This window comes from Ureibacillus sp. FSL K6-8385 (assembly GCF_038593155.1).
GTDB classification, from domain to species: domain Bacteria; phylum Bacillota; class Bacilli; order Bacillales_A; family Planococcaceae; genus Ureibacillus; species Ureibacillus terrenus.
The window spans coordinates 786,162-804,973 of record NZ_CP151968.1 but is presented as its reverse complement, the minus strand read 5'-3'; the positions used below and the strand labels follow the sequence as shown (position 1 = coordinate 804,973).

Genomic DNA, 18,812 nt, shown 5'->3' with positions numbered 1-18,812 from the left:
CCATTATGCTCTCGGATGCGCCTTCATATAAGTACTTCGAAGGTGTTCCTTTGTAACATGTGTATATATTTGTGTGGAGGATAAGTTCGCATGTCCGAGCAATTCCTGAACTGTTCTTAAATCTGCCCCATTGTTCAACAAATGGGTGGCAAAAGTATGCCGAAGCATATGAGGATAAATCTTTGTATGCAAACTTGCATTTTTAATCATTTCATTTAATATATGACGGACACCGCGGGCAGTCAGTTCGCCTCCACGCATATTCACGAATAAGCGGTTATGTTTTTTATCTTTCATGATGAACGGTCTGGCTTCATTGATATATCTCAACAATGCCTCATGGGCGTATTGCCCGAATGGGACGATTCTTTCCTTTCTCCCTTTTCCCATTACCCGCAAAATGGAATAATGAAAATCGATATCATCCAGTTCAATGGAGACGCATTCGCTGACACGGATCCCTGTCGCATATAACAATTCCAAAAGGGCCATATTGCGGATAGATTTAAAATCATTTCCTTTATTCGCTGCAAAAAGTTGTTCCAGCTCATCTTCATAAAAAAAATCCGGCAATAATTTTTCTTTTTTTGGATGGTACAAAGATAAAAAAGGTGACACATCGATTCCATAATCCCGGTTGAGAAAACGGAAAAAGGTGCGGATTGCAGAAATTTTTCTTGAAATGGTTGCGCGGGACAGCTTTTCTTCATACAGTCTCGTTACAAACAGCCGCGCATGCAAATATTCCGCTTCATTTAAATCATTGACGCCTTCAGAATGCAAAAAGGTGATGAACTGGGTAATATCCCGTTCATATTCTTTTACCGTATGGACGGAAAAATTTTTTTCTATTTGAATCACCCGAAGAAATTCATCGAGCGCTTGCATTGGTTGAACGTCCAACCAGATCACCTCTATCCGAAGCACCTTAATATTTAAGGCACACCTCTCGTCATTCCATGTCTGGTATATGCAGTGAAAACATCCATTCACGACTGTATACCGAACTTCAAATTATATCAAGTAAAAAATGAGAAATTATTGTTAAAAATAAGTTTAACTTCACAATTTGTTAAAAAATCATCATTTTTTTGTTTTCAGGCATAATAATAGCCTCTAAAATTATAGCAACATTTAGAGGCTAAAATCAATTATATCGTTTGATTATTCATAAAATTTCGAATTGTTGCAATAGCGCGTTCAGCGTATTTCAAAGCCCGTTCCTGCTTCGATTTGATGCGTTCCCCAAGTTCCGGGAATAATCCAAAGTTAACGTTCATCGGCTGGAAGTTGTTTGGGTCGGCCTCCGTAATATAACGGGCCATGCTTCCTAAAGCCGTTTCCACAGGAAATTCAACCGGTTCCTTTCCTTGCGCCAGCCGCGCCGCATTGACTCCGGCTATAAACCCGCTGCCCGCTGACTCCACATATCCTTCCACGCCTGTCATTTGTCCCGCAAAAAACAAATTCGGACGGAATTTCAACTGGTAAGTTTTCTTTAACAATTTTGGCGAGTTGATGAACGTGTTCCGATGCATCACCCCGTATCGGACGATTTCTACATTTTCCAAACCGGGGATGAGGCGGAAAACTTCTTTTTGGGCTCCCCATTTTAAATGGGTTTGAAATCCTACCATATTATAAAGCGTTCCGGCTGCATCGTCCTGCCGCAGCTGAACAACGGCGTATGGCCGCTCTCCGGTTCTTGGGTCTTCCAGTCCCACCGGTTTTAAAGGGCCGAACAATAGGGTTTTCGGTCCGCGCTTTGCCATTACTTCAATGGGCATGCAGCCCTCAAAATAAATTTCCTTTTCAAACTCTTTCAGTTCAACCACTTCGGCATTGATCAGCGCTTCATAAAACCGTTCGAATTCTTCTTTCGTCATCGGGCAGTTGATATATGCGGCTTCTCCCTTGTCATAGCGGGATTTTACATACACCTTATCCATGTTGATGCTTTCTTTTTCCACGATTGGAGCTGCCGCATCATAAAAGTAAAGGTATTCTTCTCCTGTCAATTCTTGAATCTTTTTGGCCAAAGATTCAGATGTCAGAGGGCCTGTCGCGATGACCGTAATCCCTTCAGGAATTTCCGTCACTTCCTCATTGATCACTTCAATGAATGGATGATTCTTCAGTTGTTCCGTGATATATCCCGAAAATTCATGGCGGTCAACGGCCAATGCGCCCCCTGCAGGGACGCTTGCACGATCAGCAGCCTCCATGATAAGCGAATTCATTATTCGCATTTCTTCTTTCAATATCCCTACGGCATTGGTAAGGGTATTAGCACGCAAAGAGTTGGAACAAACCAGCTCAGCAAATTTATCCGTATGATGGGCCGGTGTTTGTTTCACAGGACGCATCTCATACAATTTCACTCTGACTCCGCGGCTGGCGATTTGCCAAGCCGCTTCGCTTCCTGCAAGTCCAGCTCCGATTACATTTACTATTTGTTCTGTCATATGATAACCATCATCCTTACTTCATTGTGTTGACTCTACATAATCGCAATTTATACATTGAACTTGAACGCCTTTTTTTACTTTCTTCTCTACTAATAATGAATTACATTTCGGACAAGGTCTACTGATTGGCTTATCCCAAGACATAAAGTCACATTCAGGGTATTTTTCACAACCGTAAAAAACCCGTTTCGTTTTACTTTTCCGTTCCACTATTTCCCCGGTTTTACATTTTGGACATTTTACGCCGATTGGTTTTGTAATCGTTTTAGTATTCCGGCATTCAGGAAAATTGGAACACGCCATAAATTTGCCATATTTACCCAATTTATAAACCATTGGGGCTCCGCAAAGCTCACAATTTTCACCTGCGGGTTCATCTTTGATTTCAATTTTTTCAATCGCTTCATCGGCATGCTTCACATGTTTTTCAAATTCTTTATAGAAAGTATCTATAATTTGAATCCAATCGACTTTTCCTTCTTCGATCTTATCCAAATCCGCTTCCATTTTGGCGGTAAATTCTATATCGATAATTTCCGGGAAAAATTCAACCATCAATGAATGAACGATTTCGCCAAGCTCTGTCGGAATGAACCGTTTGTTTTCAAGTTGTACATAGCCTCGTCTTTGAATGATATCAATTGTCGGGGCATAAGTGGACGGACGACCGATTCCAAGTTCCTCCAATTCTTTTACAAGTCTTGCTTCTGTATAGCGAGGAGGCGGTTGCGTAAAATGCTGCTTCGGATTAATTTCGATGGATTTAATTTTGTCTCCTACTTCCAGTTCCGGAAGCAATTTTGTCATTTCCTCCGTCTGATCGTCCGTGCCCTCAATATACACTTTCATGAATCCGGAGAATTTTACTTGAGAACCGTTCGCCCGGAAAACGCAATCGGAATTTTTTAATTCCACCGTCACGGTATCCAATATTGCAGGGGCCATTTGGCTGGCCACAAACCGATCCCAAATCAGGCGGTATAGTCTCAATTGGTCACGTGTCAAAACATCTTTCAACTGGTCCGGTGTTCTCATGACGCTCGTAGGACGAATCGCTTCGTGAGCATCCTGGGCTGCCGGTGATTGTTTTTTCACCTTTTGAATTTCTCCGGCGACATATTCTTTACCATATTTATCGTAAATATATTGCATAGCTTCAGCTTTTGCAGTGTCGGAAACCCGTGTTGAATCTGTACGCATATACGTAATTAGACCGACTGTTCCTTCATCTTTTCCGATATCGATTCCTTCATAAAGCTGCTGCGCAATCATCATCGTTTTTTTCGCACGGAAATTCAATTTTCTCGCAGCTTCTTGTTGAAGGGAGGAAGTCGTAAAGGCCGGAGCCGGATTTCTTTTCCTCTCCTTTTTTGTTACATTCACCACTTCAAATTCGGAACCTTTGATTTTTCGCAGGATTTCTTCCACCTGCTGCTGATTCGAAAGTTTTTTCTTTTCTTTTCCGTCACCAAAATAAAAAGCTTCGAATTGTTTTTTGTCCTTCTCAAACTTTCCTTCAATCGTCCAATATTCTTCCGGAACGAAATTTTTGATTTCATTTTCCCGGTCAATAATGAGGCGCAATGCAACGGATTGCACCCTTCCAGCGGACAGCCCTTTTTTCACTTTTCTCCATAAAATGGGGCTTATATTATAACCGACAAGGCGGTCCAAAATTCTGCGGGCCTGTTGTGCATCCACAAGATGCATATTGATTGGCCGAGGATGTTTGAAAGACTCTAAAACTGCATCTTTTGTAATCTCGTTAAATACGACCCGGCATTCGCTTTCGGTATCAATATTTAACGCTTTCGCCAAATGATATGCAATCGCTTCCCCTTCGCGGTCAGGGTCGGCTGCAAGAAACACTTTTTTCGCCTTTTTGGCTGCAGATTTCAATTCTTGAAGAATGGGACCTTTTCCACGAATCGTGATATATTTCGGTTTATAATTATTTTCCGTATCGATGCCCATTTGGCTCTTCGGAAGATCGATTACATGTCCAATCGATGCTTTCACTTTATATTTTTTCCCCAAATATCTTTCAATTGTTTTCGCTTTTGCAGGTGATTCCACTATCACTAAATAATCTGCCATCTAACTTCCTCCTCACTAGAGGCACCTTTGATAAAATAATTAAAGAAATTCCTGTTGCAAAATGTATAACAGATTGAATAATATTGCAACTTTTTTTCAATATATTACCTAAAAAAACAAATTTAATTCATCTAAAATCTGGTGCCCGCTCCAAACCGGAATGGCTCCTTCCTTCAAAAGCTGATTCGTGCCTTCGGAAAGTTTTGAATCGATGGGCCCAGGAACGACGAAAATTTCCTTCCCATGTTCCAAAGCATGATCGGTAGTGATTAATGTGCCGCTTTTTCTGGCGGCTTCCGTCACGACGATCGCCTCGCTAATACCACTAATAATACGATTTCTCAAAGGGAAATGCCACTTTCTTGGACCTGCATATGGAGGAAATTCCGTTATCAATAAATGATTTTTTTCCATTTCTCTCGCCAATAATTCGTTCTCTTTCGGATAAATATGAAAAAAACCGTTTCCCAATATGCCGATCGTTTTTCCGCCATATCGGATGGCGGCATGATGGGCCATTGCATCGGCACCTTTTGCCAATCCGCTGACAATCAGAAAATCGTTTTCAATCAATGGCGGAACGATCGCCTCCAGCGCCTTCCATGTATAGCCGGTCGCCATTCTTGAACCGATAATGGCAATTTTCCGTTTCTTTAGTAAAGACACATCCCCTTTCGCATACAAAACCGTCGGGGGATCAACCAGTGAAAATAAAGAGCGGGGATAATTGGAATCCGTGAATGGGATGACGTGTATTCCTTCTTGATTATATGCGGCGCATAAATTATTCTTTAATAACCTTTTATAATTGGTTATGATTTTTTCGGCGTTTTCTGCAGAAATTTGTAGAATGGTTTCCAATTTTGCAGGCGATAGAACGTGAAGGTCGCGAAGGGAGGGAATTTCCTTTAATAATTTGTTGAACTTATTTAATGGAAGGGGATAAACATAGTGGAGGGCTAGCAGCTCGTTTAATGAAAATGAGCCCACTGAACCACTCCTTTTTCTTCTCATTCGGCTGAAATGAAAAAGTGTAACGCACAACGGCGCTACACTTTTTATATTACAAGGTTTTACATTTTTCGTATAGACCTTTTTCTTTTAATACTTTAATTAACGTTTCTCCAATAACGGAAGGGGTAGGGGCAACTTCTATTCCCGCATCATTCATCGCCTTGATTTTTTCTTTCGCTGTTCCTTTGCCTCCTGAAATGATCGCACCGGCATGTCCCATCCGCTTTCCTGGAGGTGCCGTTTGGCCGGCGATAAATCCGACAACCGGCTTTGTCATATTCTCTTTAATCCATGCGGCCGCTTCTTCTTCGGCTGTACCTCCGATTTCCCCAATCATGACAATGGCATATGTTTCCGGATCTTCATTGAATTCTTTCAGCACATCCACAAAATTTGTCCCGTTTACCGGGTCTCCGCCAATTCCTACGGCCGTTGTTTGTCCGATTCCCGCTTGTGTCAACTGGAGCACGGCTTCATATGTCAATGTACCGGAGCGGGAAACGACTCCCACATGACCTTTTCTCAAAATATATCCTGGCATGATTCCGATTTTGCATTCTTCCGCCGTCACAATTCCGGGACAGTTTGGCCCCAACAGCCGCGTTTTCTTTCCTTCCATGTAACGTTTGACTTTTACCATATCGAGCACCGGAATATGTTCAGTGATACAACATGTAAATTCCAATTCCGCTTCCACCGCTTCCATAATGGCATCAGCGGCAAACGGAGCAGGGACGAAAATAACGGAAGCATTGGCACCTGTCGCTTCTTTTGCCTCTTTTACCGTATTGAAGACAGGGACTCCTTCCACAACCTGTCCCCCTTTGCCAGGTGTTACACCTGCAACGATTTTCGTACCATACTCCAGCATTTGTTTCGTATGGAATATCGCTGTATCCCCAGTTATGCCTTGAACAATGACTTTCGTATCTTTATTTACGTAAATCGCCATTCTACTCCCCAGCCTTTCTTACTTTACTAGTTCTATGATTTTTTGTGCGCCTTCAGCCATTGAAGTGGTACCTATAATATTCAAACCGGATTCATTTAAAATCTGTTTTCCCCGCTTGGCGTTCGTCCCTTCCAACCGGACAACCAGCGGAACGTTGAGTCCGACTTCCTTCGCTGCCGCAACAACCCCTTCGGCAATGACATCGCATTTCATAATGCCGCCGAAAATGTTGACGAAAATGCCTTTTACATTTGGATCGGAAAGGATGATTTTAAATGCCTCTGTGACCTTCTCCGTATTGGCTCCGCCGCCCACATCCAAGAAATTGGCTGGAGAGCCGCCGTAATAGCTGATTGTATCCATTGTCGCCATTGCAAGACCCGCGCCATTTACAAGGCATCCAATATTTCCGTCGAGGGAAACGTAGTTCAAATCGTATTTGGATGCTTGAATTTCCTTTGGATCTTCTTCATCGAAATCGCGCAGTTCGACAATATCCGGGTGGCGATAAAGGGCGTTTGCATCAAAATTGAATTTCGCGTCCAGCGCCATGATTCTGTCGTCTTCTGTCAATACAAGGGGATTGATTTCAAGGATAGAAGCGTCTTTTTCGACAAAAGCCGTATATAGACCAATCATTAGTTTAGCTGCCTGATTTACTAAATTTGTAGGGATTTCCATATTCAACGCCAATCTTCTCGCTTGAAAAGGCATCAGGCCAGTTAATGGATCAATCACTTCCCTGAATATTTTTTCCGGCGATTTTTCGGCCACCTCTTCGATATCCATTCCGCCTTCAGGAGAACCCATCACCGTGATCCGGGAAGTGGAACGGTCCAATATGAAACTTAAATAATACTCTTTTTTGATTTCGCATCCTTCTTCAATATATAGCCGCTTTACCTCTTTTCCTTGAGGGCCTGTTTGCTTCGTTACCAATACTTTCCCCAGCAGCTCTTTTGCATAAGCGCGCACTTCATCCAAGTTTTTTGCAACTTTTACACCGCCGGCTTTTCCACGTCCCCCGGCATGGATTTGCGCTTTTACTACCGTAATGGTCGAACCGAGTTCCTTTGCCACTTTCACCGCTTCATCAGGCGAAAATGCCACTTTTCCTTTTGGAACTGCCACTCCATAATTTCTCAGTATTTCCTTACCCTGATATTCATGGATATTCATTTGCCATCCTCCAATTCACCAATTTGGGAAAATTCTTACGATTACTATTTTAATCAAACACATACCCATTGTCTATGTTCGCATTTTTTGCGATTTTTTAGTCGATTTCGACAATTTATTCTACTTCGTTACATACAGTCTTTTATACTATTAAAATTTTGATTATATTCTCCTAACGCTTGGATTGAATGCGGCGGTCCAAACGATAAATAAAAGCAAACACCTCCGCCACGGCTTCATATAAATCCGGAGGGATGGATTCGTTCAAATCCAGTTGTCCCAGCAATTCCAACAGATTGGGATCTTCATAGACAGGGATATGATGCTTTTCGGCTACTTGGAGGATATTTTCCGCGATTTTCCCTTTTCCTTTTGCAATGACTTTCGGACTGGCATCTTCCGGATGGTATGAAAGGGCGACGGCTTCCATTCTTTTCTCTGTCATATGCGGATGTCCACTCCCCTTTTCAGAGTCTTGTGATCATGGCTTTTTTCCTTTATGAATGGACCGCTTTCATTTTTTTCAAATGGTTTGAACATGAGGCCGGACAAATGATAATTCTTCTCTTCCAGCGCCGCCTTTAACGATTTTTTCAACGGCTCGCTAAGCACTTCCAATCCATCCTTGTCATTGTACACATAAATCGTCACGATTCGGTTTTGAACTTGCATGTCAATGACGGTTTCATTTAATGCTTCCATATTCAAATAAAACAAAATCCGAGCATAGTCGGAATCGATTTTTCCGTCTTTTTTCATTCTGCCGTTCCATTGAACCGTCGCTTCCACTTGTTTTCCTAAAAATTGCATTGGAATTTGCATAATGATTTGGTGCTGATGGTCCATCTCCCCCGACAGCAGCTGCATGCCATTCAGCCTGGCCAGCAGCGCCTCTGCCCCCGTCTTTAATTCCATCGGGGCGGAATTGTCCTGTACCAAAGCCACTAACAGGGGTTTCAACGGCTGTATCAGGTCTGGCGCAGCAGTGTTTCTGTTCAATGCGGCTTCATAGCTTAATCCCAGGCTTTTTAGAACGTGCCAAATCGCTTTTTGGAATCCTTGGCCGTTCAATTTATCGAGAAGCATCGCTTCCGATTCCGCCATCATCATATTGATCGCTTGATTCTTAGAACTCACCAAAATCTTCGCGATATTCCTTAGTTCTGTTTCGGGCTGGTAGGAAAGTTCCGATTTTAATAGTGACAATAAATGTTCTTTCGGCGATATGGCGTTTTCATGGACGAATGGCCGGTTGATTGTTTGTTCCGAATAGGCTTTTAACAGGAAAACATGAAGCCGCTGTACCAATCCTTCAATTTTGGTTGTGTCATCGTAAGATTTCATGAATTGAAGGATTTCGCTTTTTTGTTGTTCCGATAAAGACGGCTCATTTTCTATCCATTGGAAAAATTGACGGACATTCTCCCCGGCAGCTTGGTCCTGTTTAATGAGTTGCAAAAAGCTTCCTGCCGTTCCATTTCCGGAAGATAATCGAAGATGATTCAGCCAATTTCTTAATGTCGCCTCTTTCGGCAATATATTCGCCTCTTTTAACAAATTCAGCGCTTCTTGTTGTTTCGCCCCTTGCTCCGGCCTTTCCAGAAGGGTATGTACAGAGCGGGCGACCAACAGGCCCGCTGTTTCCGCTTCAAATGGTTGAGCTATAGATTGAAGGACATTTAATAAATTACTTTTTACTTGAGGTGATACTTGGCCATTGTTTTGCACCAATTGGGCAAATTGTTCAAGCGCATGGGCGATGCCAGTTGTTTTGGAACCAAAAAGAAGCGCTTTAAACGTTTCTTCCGTAAAAGGGATTTTCAAATCCGAAAGTTTTCCCAATACCTGCAATGCCTCTTTGCCGGAAAACCCGTCCGGCAAGTTTTTTAACCAATTTTCCGAAAGCAGCAATTGTTCCTTCGAAATCGGAAGTTGATTTTTTATAAAATAGGACAACACCTGCTGCATCTCCCGGGACTTCGGCAATTTCAAAGATTCCATCAATTGTTGGATATTCGCTGATTCTTTCCTGATTGGTCCGGAAACGATCTTCAACTCCATTTGGGGGTTGATGCTTGTCACTTGGAAAAAATGAGAATCTCCCGCCTTCAAGGGCATCTCCAGCTTGGCTAATAGCCGATGCCCTCCAATTTGGATTTCCGCTGTTTGATTCGGAAAGATCTGATTCACTTTTCCGTAAAATATTTGGCCATTTTTCAATAGCAGGGGGCTTTTTGGGGCAGGCAATTTTTGATATTGAACCGGCTCGAAAGAAGGGATGGTCATAGCATCACCTTCTTCTCCAGCATGGATTTGATCGGTTCAAAGGTTTTGCGGTGATGAACGGTCGGTCCGAACCGTTCAATGGCTTCCAAATGTTGTTTTGTTCCATATCCCGCGTTTTGGTCGAATCCGTATTGCGGATATTGGGTATGTAATTCTTCCATATATAAATCCCTCTCATGTTTTGCAAGGATTGAAGCCGCCCCGATTGCAAGACTTTTCGCATCCCCTTTTACAATGCTTTCCTGAGGAATTCCGATTGGAATGGAAACCGCATCGACAAGGCATATATCCGGCCGAATTTTTAAGTTTTCGATGCATATTTTCATTGATTGTCTCGTCGCTTCCAAAATATTTAGTTCATCGATCTTTTTCGCACTTTGAAAATGGATGGAGTAAGCAAGTGCATGCTTCTTGATCAATTCCGCCAATTCGGCGCGTTTCTTTTTGGACAGCTGTTTTGAATCGTTTATGCCAATAAGTTCGGGGCAATCCTTTGGCAAAATGACCGCGCATGTAACGACCGGTCCGGCAAGAGGGCCTCTCCCCGCTTCATCCACTCCCGCCAAGTATGCACCTTCAAATGGAAGAAAACTTGCATCAAAAGCCTGTTTTTGGCGGAATTGTTCAAACAATTTTTCCTGTTTCTCCAATCGTTTTTGAAACTGCCGCAAAGCCTTTTGAACACTGGCCCGTCCGTCCTTTTCAAGTTCCTGCATCCATGGCTCATAGGCCGTCGCTCTTTTTAATGCCTCTGTTATTTCTTTGATTGTTTTCATAAAAACCGGTACTCCTCACGACATTTTTTTATTTTATATCGGTATGATTCGATAGCTTATTAGTTTTACAGTTAATCCGCTCTTGTTGTACTTTACCATAAATTCATTTTATAATAAGGGGGGAAATGCATTTTGGAGGAAAAGAAATGAAAAAATTATACATATTGTTCGTTTTTGCTCTTTTGCTGTCGGCTTGCAGCGGGGAATCCAGCGAATCCGGCCAAACGGAAGTTCATCACGATAACCATCTGCGGCACAATCCATTATCCGGAGATTTGCAGGAATCAACCTCTGTCGGAAAATTGCCTTCTTTTTTACAGGAAAAGGATGAACACATTGCGGCAGTCTACAAAATCGCGTACGAATACGCCGATGTATTGGAATGGATTCCTTGTTACTGCGGTTGCGGGGAAACGGCGGGCCACCGCAGCAGCTTAAATTGCTTCGTGGCAGAAATTCGCGATGAAGAAGTGCTATGGGATGATCATGGAACGCGCTGCAACGTTTGCATGGAAATCGCGGTCGAAGCCGCCAAACTTTCAAAAGAAGGAAGATCCCTTAAAGAAATCCGCAACTATATTGATGAAAAATATAAAGAGGGTTATTCAACACCGACACCAACAGAAATGCCCGCATAAAAAAAAACACCATCCATTAAGTTTCTATTCAGAAACCTTTGGATGGCGTTTTTTATCAACTTTGAACCGTTTCCTTTTCCAGTTCTTCTTCCACGAAGTCAAAAGTAAGTTTTCCTAATTCCAAATTCCGGATATCGCGGACAATCAGCTCCGCTACCCGGTCATAATCGATTTCCCCTCCGGCCCCCAATACATTGCGCAATTTACCGATATGGTCGAATGCTTTCACAATATCCTCTTCATCGATTTCGTGAATTCCATAACGTTCATGCATCCGATCCGGGTAATGGGCCGACAGGAACTTCAACGCATATACCGCCAAATCATCCATATGAATGATGGCGTCTTTGATGGCTCCTGTTAACGCCAGCTTCAATCCCACTTCCGGATCCTCAAATTTCGGCCATAAAATCCCCGGGGTGTCCAAAAGTTCCAATTCTTTCCCAACCTTCACCCATTGCTGCGCTTTCGTCACACCAGGCGTATTCCCGGTCTTTGCAACATTTTTTTTGGCAAATCGATTGATTAATGTCGATTTGCCTACGTTCGGTATTCCCACAATCATCGCGCGGATTGGACGATGTTTCATCCCTTTCGCCTTCATGCGGGCCCATTTATCGGCCAAAATGTCTTGGGCGGCTTTTGTGATCTGTTGCAGCCCTTTTCCTTTGAACGAGTTGATGGCAACCGCTTTGAACCCTTGATTTTCAAAATATTCCACCCACTTTTTTGTTTCTTCGTCATCCGCCATATCCGCTTTATTCAAAATGATAATTCGAGGTTTTTGGTTAATGACTTCATCAATCATCGGATTTCGCGAAGAAAGCGGGAGCCGGGCATCCACCAGTTCAAAAACAATATCGACCAGTTTTAAGTGTTCTTGAACTTGCCTCTTCGCTTTCGCCATATGTCCCGGAAACCATTGAATGGTCATTGTGAATTCCTCCTTTTGACAAAAAGAAAAGGAGTGTCGAAATACTCCTTCTTCATTTCACTATTTTCATTTCGCTTAGCGGCCAAAAGACGATGCTTGTCTTGCCGATGATATCATCTTCGCTGATGACCCCGATATGCCGGCTGTCTTTGCTGTAACGCCGGTTATCTCCCATGACGAAAACATATCCTTCAGGAATGACGTCCATGTTCGGGTCAATGTCCTGAAGGGTGAAATCCTGGGTTAATTGTCCTTCTGTAAGCTGTGATTTATATTCATCCAAATAAGGTTCATCAACCGGTTCTCCATTGATATAGAGCTGATCATCTTTATATTCAATATGCTCCCCGGGCAAACCGATGACTCTCTTAATATAATCTTTCCCTTCAGGAGCATGGAAAACGACGATATCAAAACGCTTCGGTTCACCAAAACGATAGCCGATTTTATTGACAATCATCTTGTCCCCATCTTTTAATGTCGGCATCATGGACTCTCCGTCCACTACGATGGGCGTAAATAAAAAGTAGCGGACCACCACAGCAATAAGAAGGGCAATGACTAACGCCTTCGTCCATTCCCAAACCTCGTTTTTTTCTTTTTTCTTTTTATCCACGAAAACGTTCCCTCCAAATCTACTATCAACATTTTATTCCATTTTTATACTGTATGACAAGCAAAAGAAAGGAGGCTTTTTAAGACAAAGCCCCCTTCCGAAGAAAAATTATCGAATTTCTTTGATGCGTGCTGCTTTACCGTGCAATTGACGCAAGTAGTAAAGTTTTGCACGACGTACTTTACCACGGCGAACAACTTCCAATTTTGCGATTTTTGGTGAATGTACAGGGAACGTACGTTCTACACCTACACCATAAGAAACTTTGCGAACAGTAAAAGTTTCGCTAATTCCGCCGCCGCGGCGTTTAATCACAACGCCTTCGAATGCCTGGATACGTTCGCGGTTACCTTCTTGGATTTTCACATGCACACGAACAGTATCACCAGGACGGAATTCAGGAAGATCAGTGCGAAGTTGTTCTTTTGTAATTTCACGAATAATATCTGACATCTTTTTTCTCCCCTTATATCGAATGTTCATATAGTTCTCAATTAACTACAGCGGAACATCGTAATGATCGCTTCCGAATGAAGCACAAAAAGAATAATATCATAAAATATATTGACGCGCAACAAAAATCCAAATCAATTCCAACCCCTCTGATAAGAGGGCGCTTTCTTCGGATTACTTTTATTGATGTGTTTCCTTTTTCTTTTTCAGAGATTCGATGAATTCCTTTTGCTTTGGAGTAAGTTCCATTTTTTCCAATAAATCCGGTCTCCGTTCAAAGGTGCGCTTCAATGATTGTTCCATGCGCCATTCTTCGATTTTTTTATGGTTGCCGGACAATAATACATCAGGAACCTTCATGCCCCTGAAATCCTGCGGTCTTGTATAATGCGGGTATTCCAATAGTCCCGTGGAAAAGGAATCGTGAATGTGGGAAGCTTCTTGCCCCAATACCCCCGGAATTAAACGGACAACCGCATCGATGACCGCCATGGCGGGAATTTCTCCGCCGGTCAGCACAAAATCGCCGATGGAGATTTCATCAGTAACCAGATATTCACGAATGCGCTCATCATATCCTTCGTAATGGCCGCAAATAAAGACAAGTTCTTCTTCTTTGGACAGCTCTTCCGCTCTGGCCTGAGTGAACCGCTCCCCCTGTGGGCACATCAAAATGATCCGGGGGTGGCGATCCTGGGTGATCGTTTCGACGGCGCGGAAAATCGGCTCGGGCTTCAACACCATGCCCGCTCCTCCGCCATACGGATAATCGTCCACTTGCTTATGTTTGTTGTCGCTAAAATCCCGGATATTCCAAACTTGAATATCAACGAGCCCCTTTTCCTGGGCTTTTTTTAAGATGGATGAACCGAATACTCCCGGAAACATTTCCGGAAATAACGTAAGCACATGTATTTTCATGATAATAATCCTTCCATCACATGAATGGTTATGCGTTTATTGTCCACATCAATCTCTTTTACGACGTCTTCAATATAGGGGATATAATGTTTTTTTCCTTTTCGGTCTTTCATCTCCCAAACGTCGTTTGCGCCCGTTTCGTAAATGTGCGTTATTTCCCCCAAGTGCTCACCCTCTTCCGAGTACACTTGGCAGCCGATGATTTCAAAATAATAATATTCATGCTCGTCCAATTCATCTTCACTCAATTGGTCTTTCGAAATTTTCAGCACGCTGTTTTTAAATTGCTCTACAAGGTTAATGTTATCGTATCCTTCGAAAGTGAGTAAAACAAAATTTTTATGTCTTCGGGCATTTTCGACCGTTACCCAAATCGGTTCCGCATGATCGCTTTTAAAAATCGCCAGTTTTGAACCTTTTTTAAAACGGATGTCTTCAAAGTCGGTGGATGAGATAACCCTTACTTCCCCTCGGATGCCATGGGTATTGACAATGCGACCCACATTTAACCATTCCATTCGATGAATCACCTCTTTATTGAGTATTCCTCCAATTGCTTTGTTTGCAGGTTCAACTTTCGATGGGACATGATTTATTTTGAGGTCTCCGTCCCCGTTTCATGAATGGGGGCACCAAGAAATGAAACTCCCTTCGTCCATTTTAGCAACTTTGGGCTTCATAAAGTAAAGAATTTCAATTTGAAACCCTTGCGGCATGAATAAAAAAGGGGCTGAAATAGCCCCTTTTTGCATTAATCCAATATATCGACAAATGTTTTTTTCTTGTGGTGACCGCTTGCAGAATTGACAATCGTCCGAATCGCTTTCGCAACACGACCATGTTTGCCGATCACTTTTCCCCGATCGGCAGGGTTTACAGAAAGCTTATAAACAATGCGACTAGTATTTTCATCAATTTCGACGCGAACGTCTTCCGGATAATCAACTAGCGGTTTTACAATTGCTTCAATCAGCTTTTGCATGCGGACACCCCCGAAAATGATTCAATTAAGCTTTTTTGTTGAATTTTAAGTTATGGAATTTCTCCAAAATGCCTTGCTGAGAGAACAAGTTGCGAACAGTATCAGATGGTTTCGCGCCATTTGCCAACCATTTAAGCGCTTTTTCTTCATCGATTTGTACTGTTGCCGGTACAGTTAATGGATTGTAATAGCCGACTGTTTCAATTGAACGTCCATCGCGTGGTGAACGAGAATCAGCAACTACGATGCGATAAAAAGGGGATTTTTTTGCTCCCATGCGTTTTAAACGAATTTTTACTGCCATTGAATTTTGCACCTCCGAATTAGTTTTACACAAGATAGAATAATAACAGTGTTTTATTTGTTTGTAAAGTGTTTTTTCTTAACAGATCATGGTTTTCCTTATTAAAATTTAAAAAATGAATCGAGGCCTGGAATTTTCATTTTCTTTTTGCCTTTTCCCTGCGTCATGGACATCATTTGCTTCATCATTTTCTTCATATCTTCGAATTGTTTCAATAGCCGGTTGACGTCCTGAATGGACGTGCCGGAACCTTTGGCAATCCGCTTTTTGCGGCTGGCATTGATAATTTCCGGATGCGCCCTTTCTTCCGGCGTCATCGAATAAACGATGGCCTCAAGCCGGTCGATCTGCTTTTCATCGATTTGGATATTGTTCAGCCCTTTGATTTTGTTAAACCCCGGAAGCATCTTCAAAATATCTTCCAGAGGCCCCATTTTTCGGACGGCTTTAAGTTGATCCACAAAATCATCAAAGGTGAAATTTTGTGTTTTGAATTTTTCTTCAAGCTCTTTCGCTTTTTCCGCATCGACGGTCGCCTGCGCCTTCTCGATTAAGGATAGGACGTCACCCATTCCTAAAATCCGGGAAGCCATGCGTTCCGGATGGAAAGGTTCCAGAGCATCCATTTTTTCTCCCATCCCGACGAACTTGATCGGCTTCTCCGTAACGGCTCGGATCGATAATGCCGCACCGCCGCGCGTATCGCCATCCAATTTTGTCAAAATCACGCCTGTAATGCCAATGGCCTCGTTGAAGCTTTGCGCAACATTGACCGCATCTTGTCCGGTCATGGCGTCAACCACCAAAAATACTTCGTCCGGCTCTTTGATGGCACGGATATTTTTCAGCTCATCCATCAATTCTTCGTCGATATGCAACCGGCCGGCTGTATCGATAATGACCACGTCATAATGTTCTTTTTTTGCGTGTTCGATGGCTTCTTCCGCAATCTTTACCGGAGAAACATCCGTCCCGAGGGAAAACACCGGAATTGCCAACTGTTTCCCTAAAGTTTCCAATTGTTTGATGGCGGCAGGACGGTAGACGTCCGCAGCAACGAGAAGCGGTTTGCGATTATATTTCTTTCTTAAAAGATTTGCAAGTTTTCCGGAAGTCGTCGTTTTCCCTGCACCTTGCAATCCGACCATCATAATGACTGTTGGAGGCTTCGGATTGAATTTAATTTGGCTATGCTCCCCGCCCATCAATTCCGTCAATTCATCTTTTACAATCTTAATGACTTGCTGGCCGGGTGTTAAACTTTTCATGACTTCGGCGCCGACCGCCCGCTCGCTGACCCGTTTGACAAAGTCTTTTACGACTTTTAAGTTGACGTCGGCTTCGATGAGGGCAAGACGCACTTCCCGCATCATTTGCTTTACGTCCGCTTCCGTAACTTTTCCTTTGCCTTTGATTTTTTGGATTGTGCTTTGGAGTCGCTCAGATAATCCTTCGAATGCCAAACTTTTCGCCTCCTAATCCGTTTCTTTTAATTGATCGATCAATTGCAATTGTTCCTCTACAGGCGCTTTTTCTTTAATGGCTGTTTCCAGCTTTTCGATCGTCTGTTGACGCTTTTGAAATTTTTCAAACAATTTCAGTTTTTCTTCATATTCTTCAAGCATTGCCTCTGTGCGGCGGATATTGTCATATACGGCTTGCCGGGACACTTTATAGGTTTCAGCAATTTCTCCCAGAGAAAGATCATCTAAATAATAAAGCTCCATATATGTGCGCTGTTTATCCGTTAACAAAGCTTGATAAAAGTCGAAGAGAAAATTCATCCGCGTCGTCTTTTCAAGTAACATCGAATGCCTCTCCAATCATGGTTTTTCTACTGTATCATATCGGTTTTGTGTATACGTGTCAAGTAAATTTCCTTTAACAACACAGATTCTTCAAGAATTTATCAATCATGGAAAAGCGATAATCGTATTCCACAAAAAAATAAAACGATCATCCAACAATCGGATGATCGTTTTTCCATCATTCCGCTTTATCCAATTGTTTGTCCAACGAATCGGCAAACAGTCCATACACATAACGCTCCGGATCGAACGGCTGCAAATCATCGACTTTTTCGCCCAGCCCGACAAATTTCACCGGGATATTCAGTTTGTTTCGAATTGCCAGCACGATACCGCCTTTTGCCGTGCCGTCCAATTTTGTCAGCACGATTCCCGTTACATTTGTCGCTTCTTTAAATGTCTGGGCCTGAATTAAGGCATTCTGGCCTGTTGTCGCATCAAGGACAAGCAGCACTTCATGGGGAGCATTTGGAATTTCACGGGAAATCACGCGATGAATTTTTTCCAATTCTTTCATCAAGTTCACTTTATTTTGCAAACGGCCGGCTGTATCGCAGATCAATACGTCAGCGCCGCGCTTTTTCGCGGCATTGATGGCATCATAAATGACTGCGGCAGGATCAGATCCTTCCGCCTGCTTGATCACTTCGCAGCCTACCCGGTCTCCCCAGACTTGAAGCTGTTCAATGGCACCTGCACGGAACGTATCGCCGGCTGCCAGCATAACCGTTTTTCCTTGTTTTTTCAGGCGGTGGGCAAGTTTCCCGATGGTCGTCGTTTTTCCGACGCCATTGACTCCGACAAATAGAATGACCGTCAATTCTCCATCAGGCTGCAAATTCAATTCAGAAATGCCTTCCTCGCCTTTTTCATAGATTTCGACCAGTTTTTCGCAGATGACTACATAAAGGCCGTCGGTTTCTTTTATGTTTCTCCGCTGCACTTCAAAGCGCAGTTCGTCGATCAATTCCATCACCGTTTCGAAACCGACATCGGCCTGCAATAAAATTTCTTCCAATTCTTCAAAAAATTCTTCATCGACTTTCCGATAGCGGGCTATCAAATCAGTGACCTTTGAAGTAAAGGTATCGCGGGTTTTCGCAAGGCCCATTTTAAATTTTTGGGTGATCGACCAGGCGGAAGGTTTCTTTTCCGGAGTTATTTCCGCTTCATTGTGTTTCTCTTCGGACGCTGCTTCCGCTTCAGGCTCTTCAGCATGCGTGTTTTCTTGCACGTTTTCTGCCAATTCGCCTCCTGCCTGCTCACTTGGAGCTTCGCTGTCCTCGACTTCCGGCTGTTCTGCAGTTTCCTCTGCCGTTTCTTGTTGCAATTGTTCTTCGGATTTGCCGCTTAACTTTTCCTTCAATCGTTTAAAAAAGCTCAT

At 42.9% G+C, this 18,812-nt stretch carries 20 protein-coding genes; 1 reads left to right on the top strand and 19 read right to left on the bottom strand.

From position 1 onward, the window contains the following. Nucleotides 1–3 precede the first annotated feature (3 nt). The 9 genes from xerC to NST62_RS03800 form a co-directional block, all read right to left on the bottom strand. Nucleotides 4–888: a tyrosine recombinase XerC gene (gene xerC, locus NST62_RS03840; protein WP_328215258.1), complete on the bottom strand. Its 885-nt coding sequence runs from the start codon at nucleotides 886–888 to the stop codon at nucleotides 4–6. 263 nt (nucleotides 889–1,151) lie between these two features. After that, the gene (gene trmFO, locus NST62_RS03835; RefSeq protein ID WP_342463154.1) at nucleotides 1,152–2,465 is read right to left on the bottom strand and encodes an FADH(2)-oxidizing methylenetetrahydrofolate--tRNA-(uracil(54)-C(5))-methyltransferase TrmFO; all 1,314 of its coding nucleotides are present in this window, start codon (nucleotides 2,463–2,465) and stop codon (nucleotides 1,152–1,154) included. Nucleotides 2,466–2,486: 21 nt separating this feature from the next. Continuing rightward, a complete protein-coding gene (topA, locus tag NST62_RS03830) occupies nucleotides 2,487–4,565 on the bottom strand; it encodes a type I DNA topoisomerase (protein ID WP_141601551.1) in 2,079 nt (692 codons plus the stop codon). Nucleotides 4,566–4,673: 108 nt separating this feature from the next. Beyond that, entirely contained in the window at nucleotides 4,674–5,555 is an 882-nt protein-coding gene (dprA, locus tag NST62_RS03825) for a DNA-processing protein DprA (RefSeq protein WP_246045814.1), read from the bottom strand. A 73-nt stretch (nucleotides 5,556–5,628) separates the two neighbouring features. Next, nucleotides 5,629–6,531 carry a succinate--CoA ligase subunit alpha gene (sucD, locus tag NST62_RS03820; RefSeq protein ID WP_141601549.1) on the bottom strand — a complete coding sequence of 301 codons (903 nt, stop codon included), beginning with the start codon at nucleotides 6,529–6,531 and terminating at the stop codon, nucleotides 5,629–5,631. 18 nt (nucleotides 6,532–6,549) lie between these two features. Next, nucleotides 6,550–7,710 (bottom strand): ADP-forming succinate--CoA ligase subunit beta, encoded by a 1,161-nt coding sequence (sucC, locus tag NST62_RS03815; RefSeq protein ID WP_141601548.1) that lies wholly within the window; start codon nucleotides 7,708–7,710, stop codon nucleotides 6,550–6,552. 172 nt (nucleotides 7,711–7,882) lie between these two features. Continuing rightward, nucleotides 7,883–8,155: an EscU/YscU/HrcU family type III secretion system export apparatus switch protein gene (locus NST62_RS03810; protein ID WP_141601547.1), complete on the bottom strand. Its 273-nt coding sequence runs from the start codon at nucleotides 8,153–8,155 to the stop codon at nucleotides 7,883–7,885. Further along, entirely contained in the window at nucleotides 8,152–9,996 is a 1,845-nt protein-coding gene (locus NST62_RS03805; RefSeq protein ID WP_328219609.1) for a hypothetical protein, read from the bottom strand. The genes NST62_RS03810 and NST62_RS03805 overlap by 4 nt, the downstream gene beginning before the upstream one ends. Next, nucleotides 9,993–10,772: a ribonuclease HII gene (locus tag NST62_RS03800; RefSeq protein ID WP_141601545.1), complete on the bottom strand. Its 780-nt coding sequence runs from the start codon at nucleotides 10,770–10,772 to the stop codon at nucleotides 9,993–9,995. Before NST62_RS03800 ends, NST62_RS03805 begins: the two co-directional genes overlap by 4 nt. A 146-nt stretch (nucleotides 10,773–10,918) precedes the next feature. Between NST62_RS03800 and NST62_RS03795 the strand changes: the two genes are divergently transcribed. Then, nucleotides 10,919–11,410, top strand: coding sequence for a PCYCGC motif-containing (lipo)protein (locus NST62_RS03795; RefSeq protein WP_141601544.1), 492 nt, complete (start codon nucleotides 10,919–10,921; stop codon nucleotides 11,408–11,410). Nucleotides 11,411–11,465: 55 nt separating this feature from the next. Here NST62_RS03795 and ylqF read toward each other — a convergent pair whose 3' ends face one another. The 10 genes from ylqF to ftsY form a co-directional block, all read right to left on the bottom strand. Then, complete coding sequence (gene ylqF, locus NST62_RS03790; protein ID WP_141601543.1) at nucleotides 11,466–12,344, bottom strand: ribosome biogenesis GTPase YlqF; 879 nt, start codon at nucleotides 12,342–12,344, stop codon at nucleotides 11,466–11,468. Between the two features lie 52 nt (nucleotides 12,345–12,396). Further along, nucleotides 12,397–12,960, bottom strand: a complete 564-nt coding sequence (gene lepB / locus NST62_RS03785) for a signal peptidase I (protein ID WP_141601542.1) — start codon at nucleotides 12,958–12,960, stop codon at nucleotides 12,397–12,399. 108 nt (nucleotides 12,961–13,068) lie between these two features. Then, a complete protein-coding gene (rplS, locus tag NST62_RS03780; protein WP_141601541.1) occupies nucleotides 13,069–13,413 on the bottom strand; it encodes a 50S ribosomal protein L19 in 345 nt (114 codons plus the stop codon). A gap of 180 nt (nucleotides 13,414–13,593) precedes the next feature. Beyond that, a complete protein-coding gene (trmD, locus tag NST62_RS03775; protein WP_141601540.1) occupies nucleotides 13,594–14,334 on the bottom strand; it encodes a tRNA (guanosine(37)-N1)-methyltransferase TrmD in 741 nt (246 codons plus the stop codon). Next, complete coding sequence (gene rimM / locus NST62_RS03770) at nucleotides 14,331–14,852, bottom strand: ribosome maturation factor RimM (RefSeq protein ID WP_141601539.1); 522 nt, start codon at nucleotides 14,850–14,852, stop codon at nucleotides 14,331–14,333. The genes trmD and rimM overlap by 4 nt, the downstream gene beginning before the upstream one ends. Nucleotides 14,853–15,085: 233 nt before the next feature. After that, on the bottom strand, nucleotides 15,086–15,316 hold the full coding sequence (locus NST62_RS03765) for a KH domain-containing protein (protein WP_141601538.1): 231 nt from the start codon (nucleotides 15,314–15,316) through the stop codon (nucleotides 15,086–15,088). A gap of 25 nt (nucleotides 15,317–15,341) precedes the next feature. Further along, a complete protein-coding gene (gene rpsP, locus NST62_RS03760; protein WP_141601537.1) occupies nucleotides 15,342–15,620 on the bottom strand; it encodes a 30S ribosomal protein S16 in 279 nt (92 codons plus the stop codon). 101 nt (nucleotides 15,621–15,721) lie between these two features. After that, a complete protein-coding gene (gene ffh, locus NST62_RS03755) occupies nucleotides 15,722–17,083 on the bottom strand; it encodes a signal recognition particle protein (RefSeq protein ID WP_141601536.1) in 1,362 nt (453 codons plus the stop codon). Between the two features lie 12 nt (nucleotides 17,084–17,095). Then, nucleotides 17,096–17,428 (bottom strand): putative DNA-binding protein, encoded by a 333-nt coding sequence (locus tag NST62_RS03750; RefSeq protein WP_141601535.1) that lies wholly within the window; start codon nucleotides 17,426–17,428, stop codon nucleotides 17,096–17,098. Between the two features lie 178 nt (nucleotides 17,429–17,606). After that, complete coding sequence (ftsY, locus tag NST62_RS03745) at nucleotides 17,607–18,812, bottom strand: signal recognition particle-docking protein FtsY (protein ID WP_342463276.1); 1,206 nt, start codon at nucleotides 18,810–18,812, stop codon at nucleotides 17,607–17,609.

Bases quoted from the DNA above. Each gene is read 5' to 3' on its own strand.
- xerC (WP_328215258.1), bottom strand. From the start codon at position 888: ATGCAAGCGCTCGATGAATTTCTTCGGGTGATTCAAATAGAAAAAAAT.
- trmFO (WP_342463154.1), bottom strand. From the start codon at position 2,465: ATGACAGAACAAATAGTAAATGTAATCGGAGCTGGACTTGCAGGAAGC.
- topA (WP_141601551.1), bottom strand. From the start codon at position 4,565: ATGGCAGATTATTTAGTGATAGTGGAATCACCTGCAAAAGCGAAAACA.
- sucD (WP_141601549.1), bottom strand. From the start codon at position 6,531: ATGGCGATTTACGTAAATAAAGATACGAAAGTCATTGTTCAAGGCATA.
- sucC (WP_141601548.1), bottom strand. From the start codon at position 7,710: ATGAATATCCATGAATATCAGGGTAAGGAAATACTGAGAAATTATGGA.
- NST62_RS03810 (WP_141601547.1), bottom strand. From the start codon at position 8,155: ATGACAGAGAAAAGAATGGAAGCCGTCGCCCTTTCATACCATCCGGAA.
- NST62_RS03805 (WP_328219609.1), bottom strand. From the start codon at position 9,996: ATGACCATCCCTTCTTTCGAGCCGGTTCAATATCAAAAATTGCCTGCC.
- NST62_RS03800 (WP_141601545.1), bottom strand. From the start codon at position 10,772: ATGAAAACAATCAAAGAAATAACAGAGGCATTAAAAAGAGCGACGGCC.
- NST62_RS03795 (WP_141601544.1), top strand. From the start codon at position 10,919: ATGAAAAAATTATACATATTGTTCGTTTTTGCTCTTTTGCTGTCGGCT.
- ylqF (WP_141601543.1), bottom strand. From the start codon at position 12,344: ATGACCATTCAATGGTTTCCGGGACATATGGCGAAAGCGAAGAGGCAA.
- rplS (WP_141601541.1), bottom strand. From the start codon at position 13,413: ATGTCAGATATTATTCGTGAAATTACAAAAGAACAACTTCGCACTGAT.
- trmD (WP_141601540.1), bottom strand. From the start codon at position 14,334: ATGAAAATACATGTGCTTACGTTATTTCCGGAAATGTTTCCGGGAGTA.
- rimM (WP_141601539.1), bottom strand. From the start codon at position 14,852: ATGGAATGGTTAAATGTGGGTCGCATTGTCAATACCCATGGCATCCGA.
- NST62_RS03765 (WP_141601538.1), bottom strand. From the start codon at position 15,316: ATGCAAAAGCTGATTGAAGCAATTGTAAAACCGCTAGTTGATTATCCG.
- rpsP (WP_141601537.1), bottom strand. From the start codon at position 15,620: ATGGCAGTAAAAATTCGTTTAAAACGCATGGGAGCAAAAAAATCCCCT.
- NST62_RS03750 (WP_141601535.1), bottom strand. From the start codon at position 17,428: ATGTTACTTGAAAAGACGACGCGGATGAATTTTCTCTTCGACTTTTAT.
- ftsY (WP_342463276.1), bottom strand. From the start codon at position 18,812: ATGAGCTTTTTTAAACGATTGAAGGAAAAGTTAAGCGGCAAATCCGAA.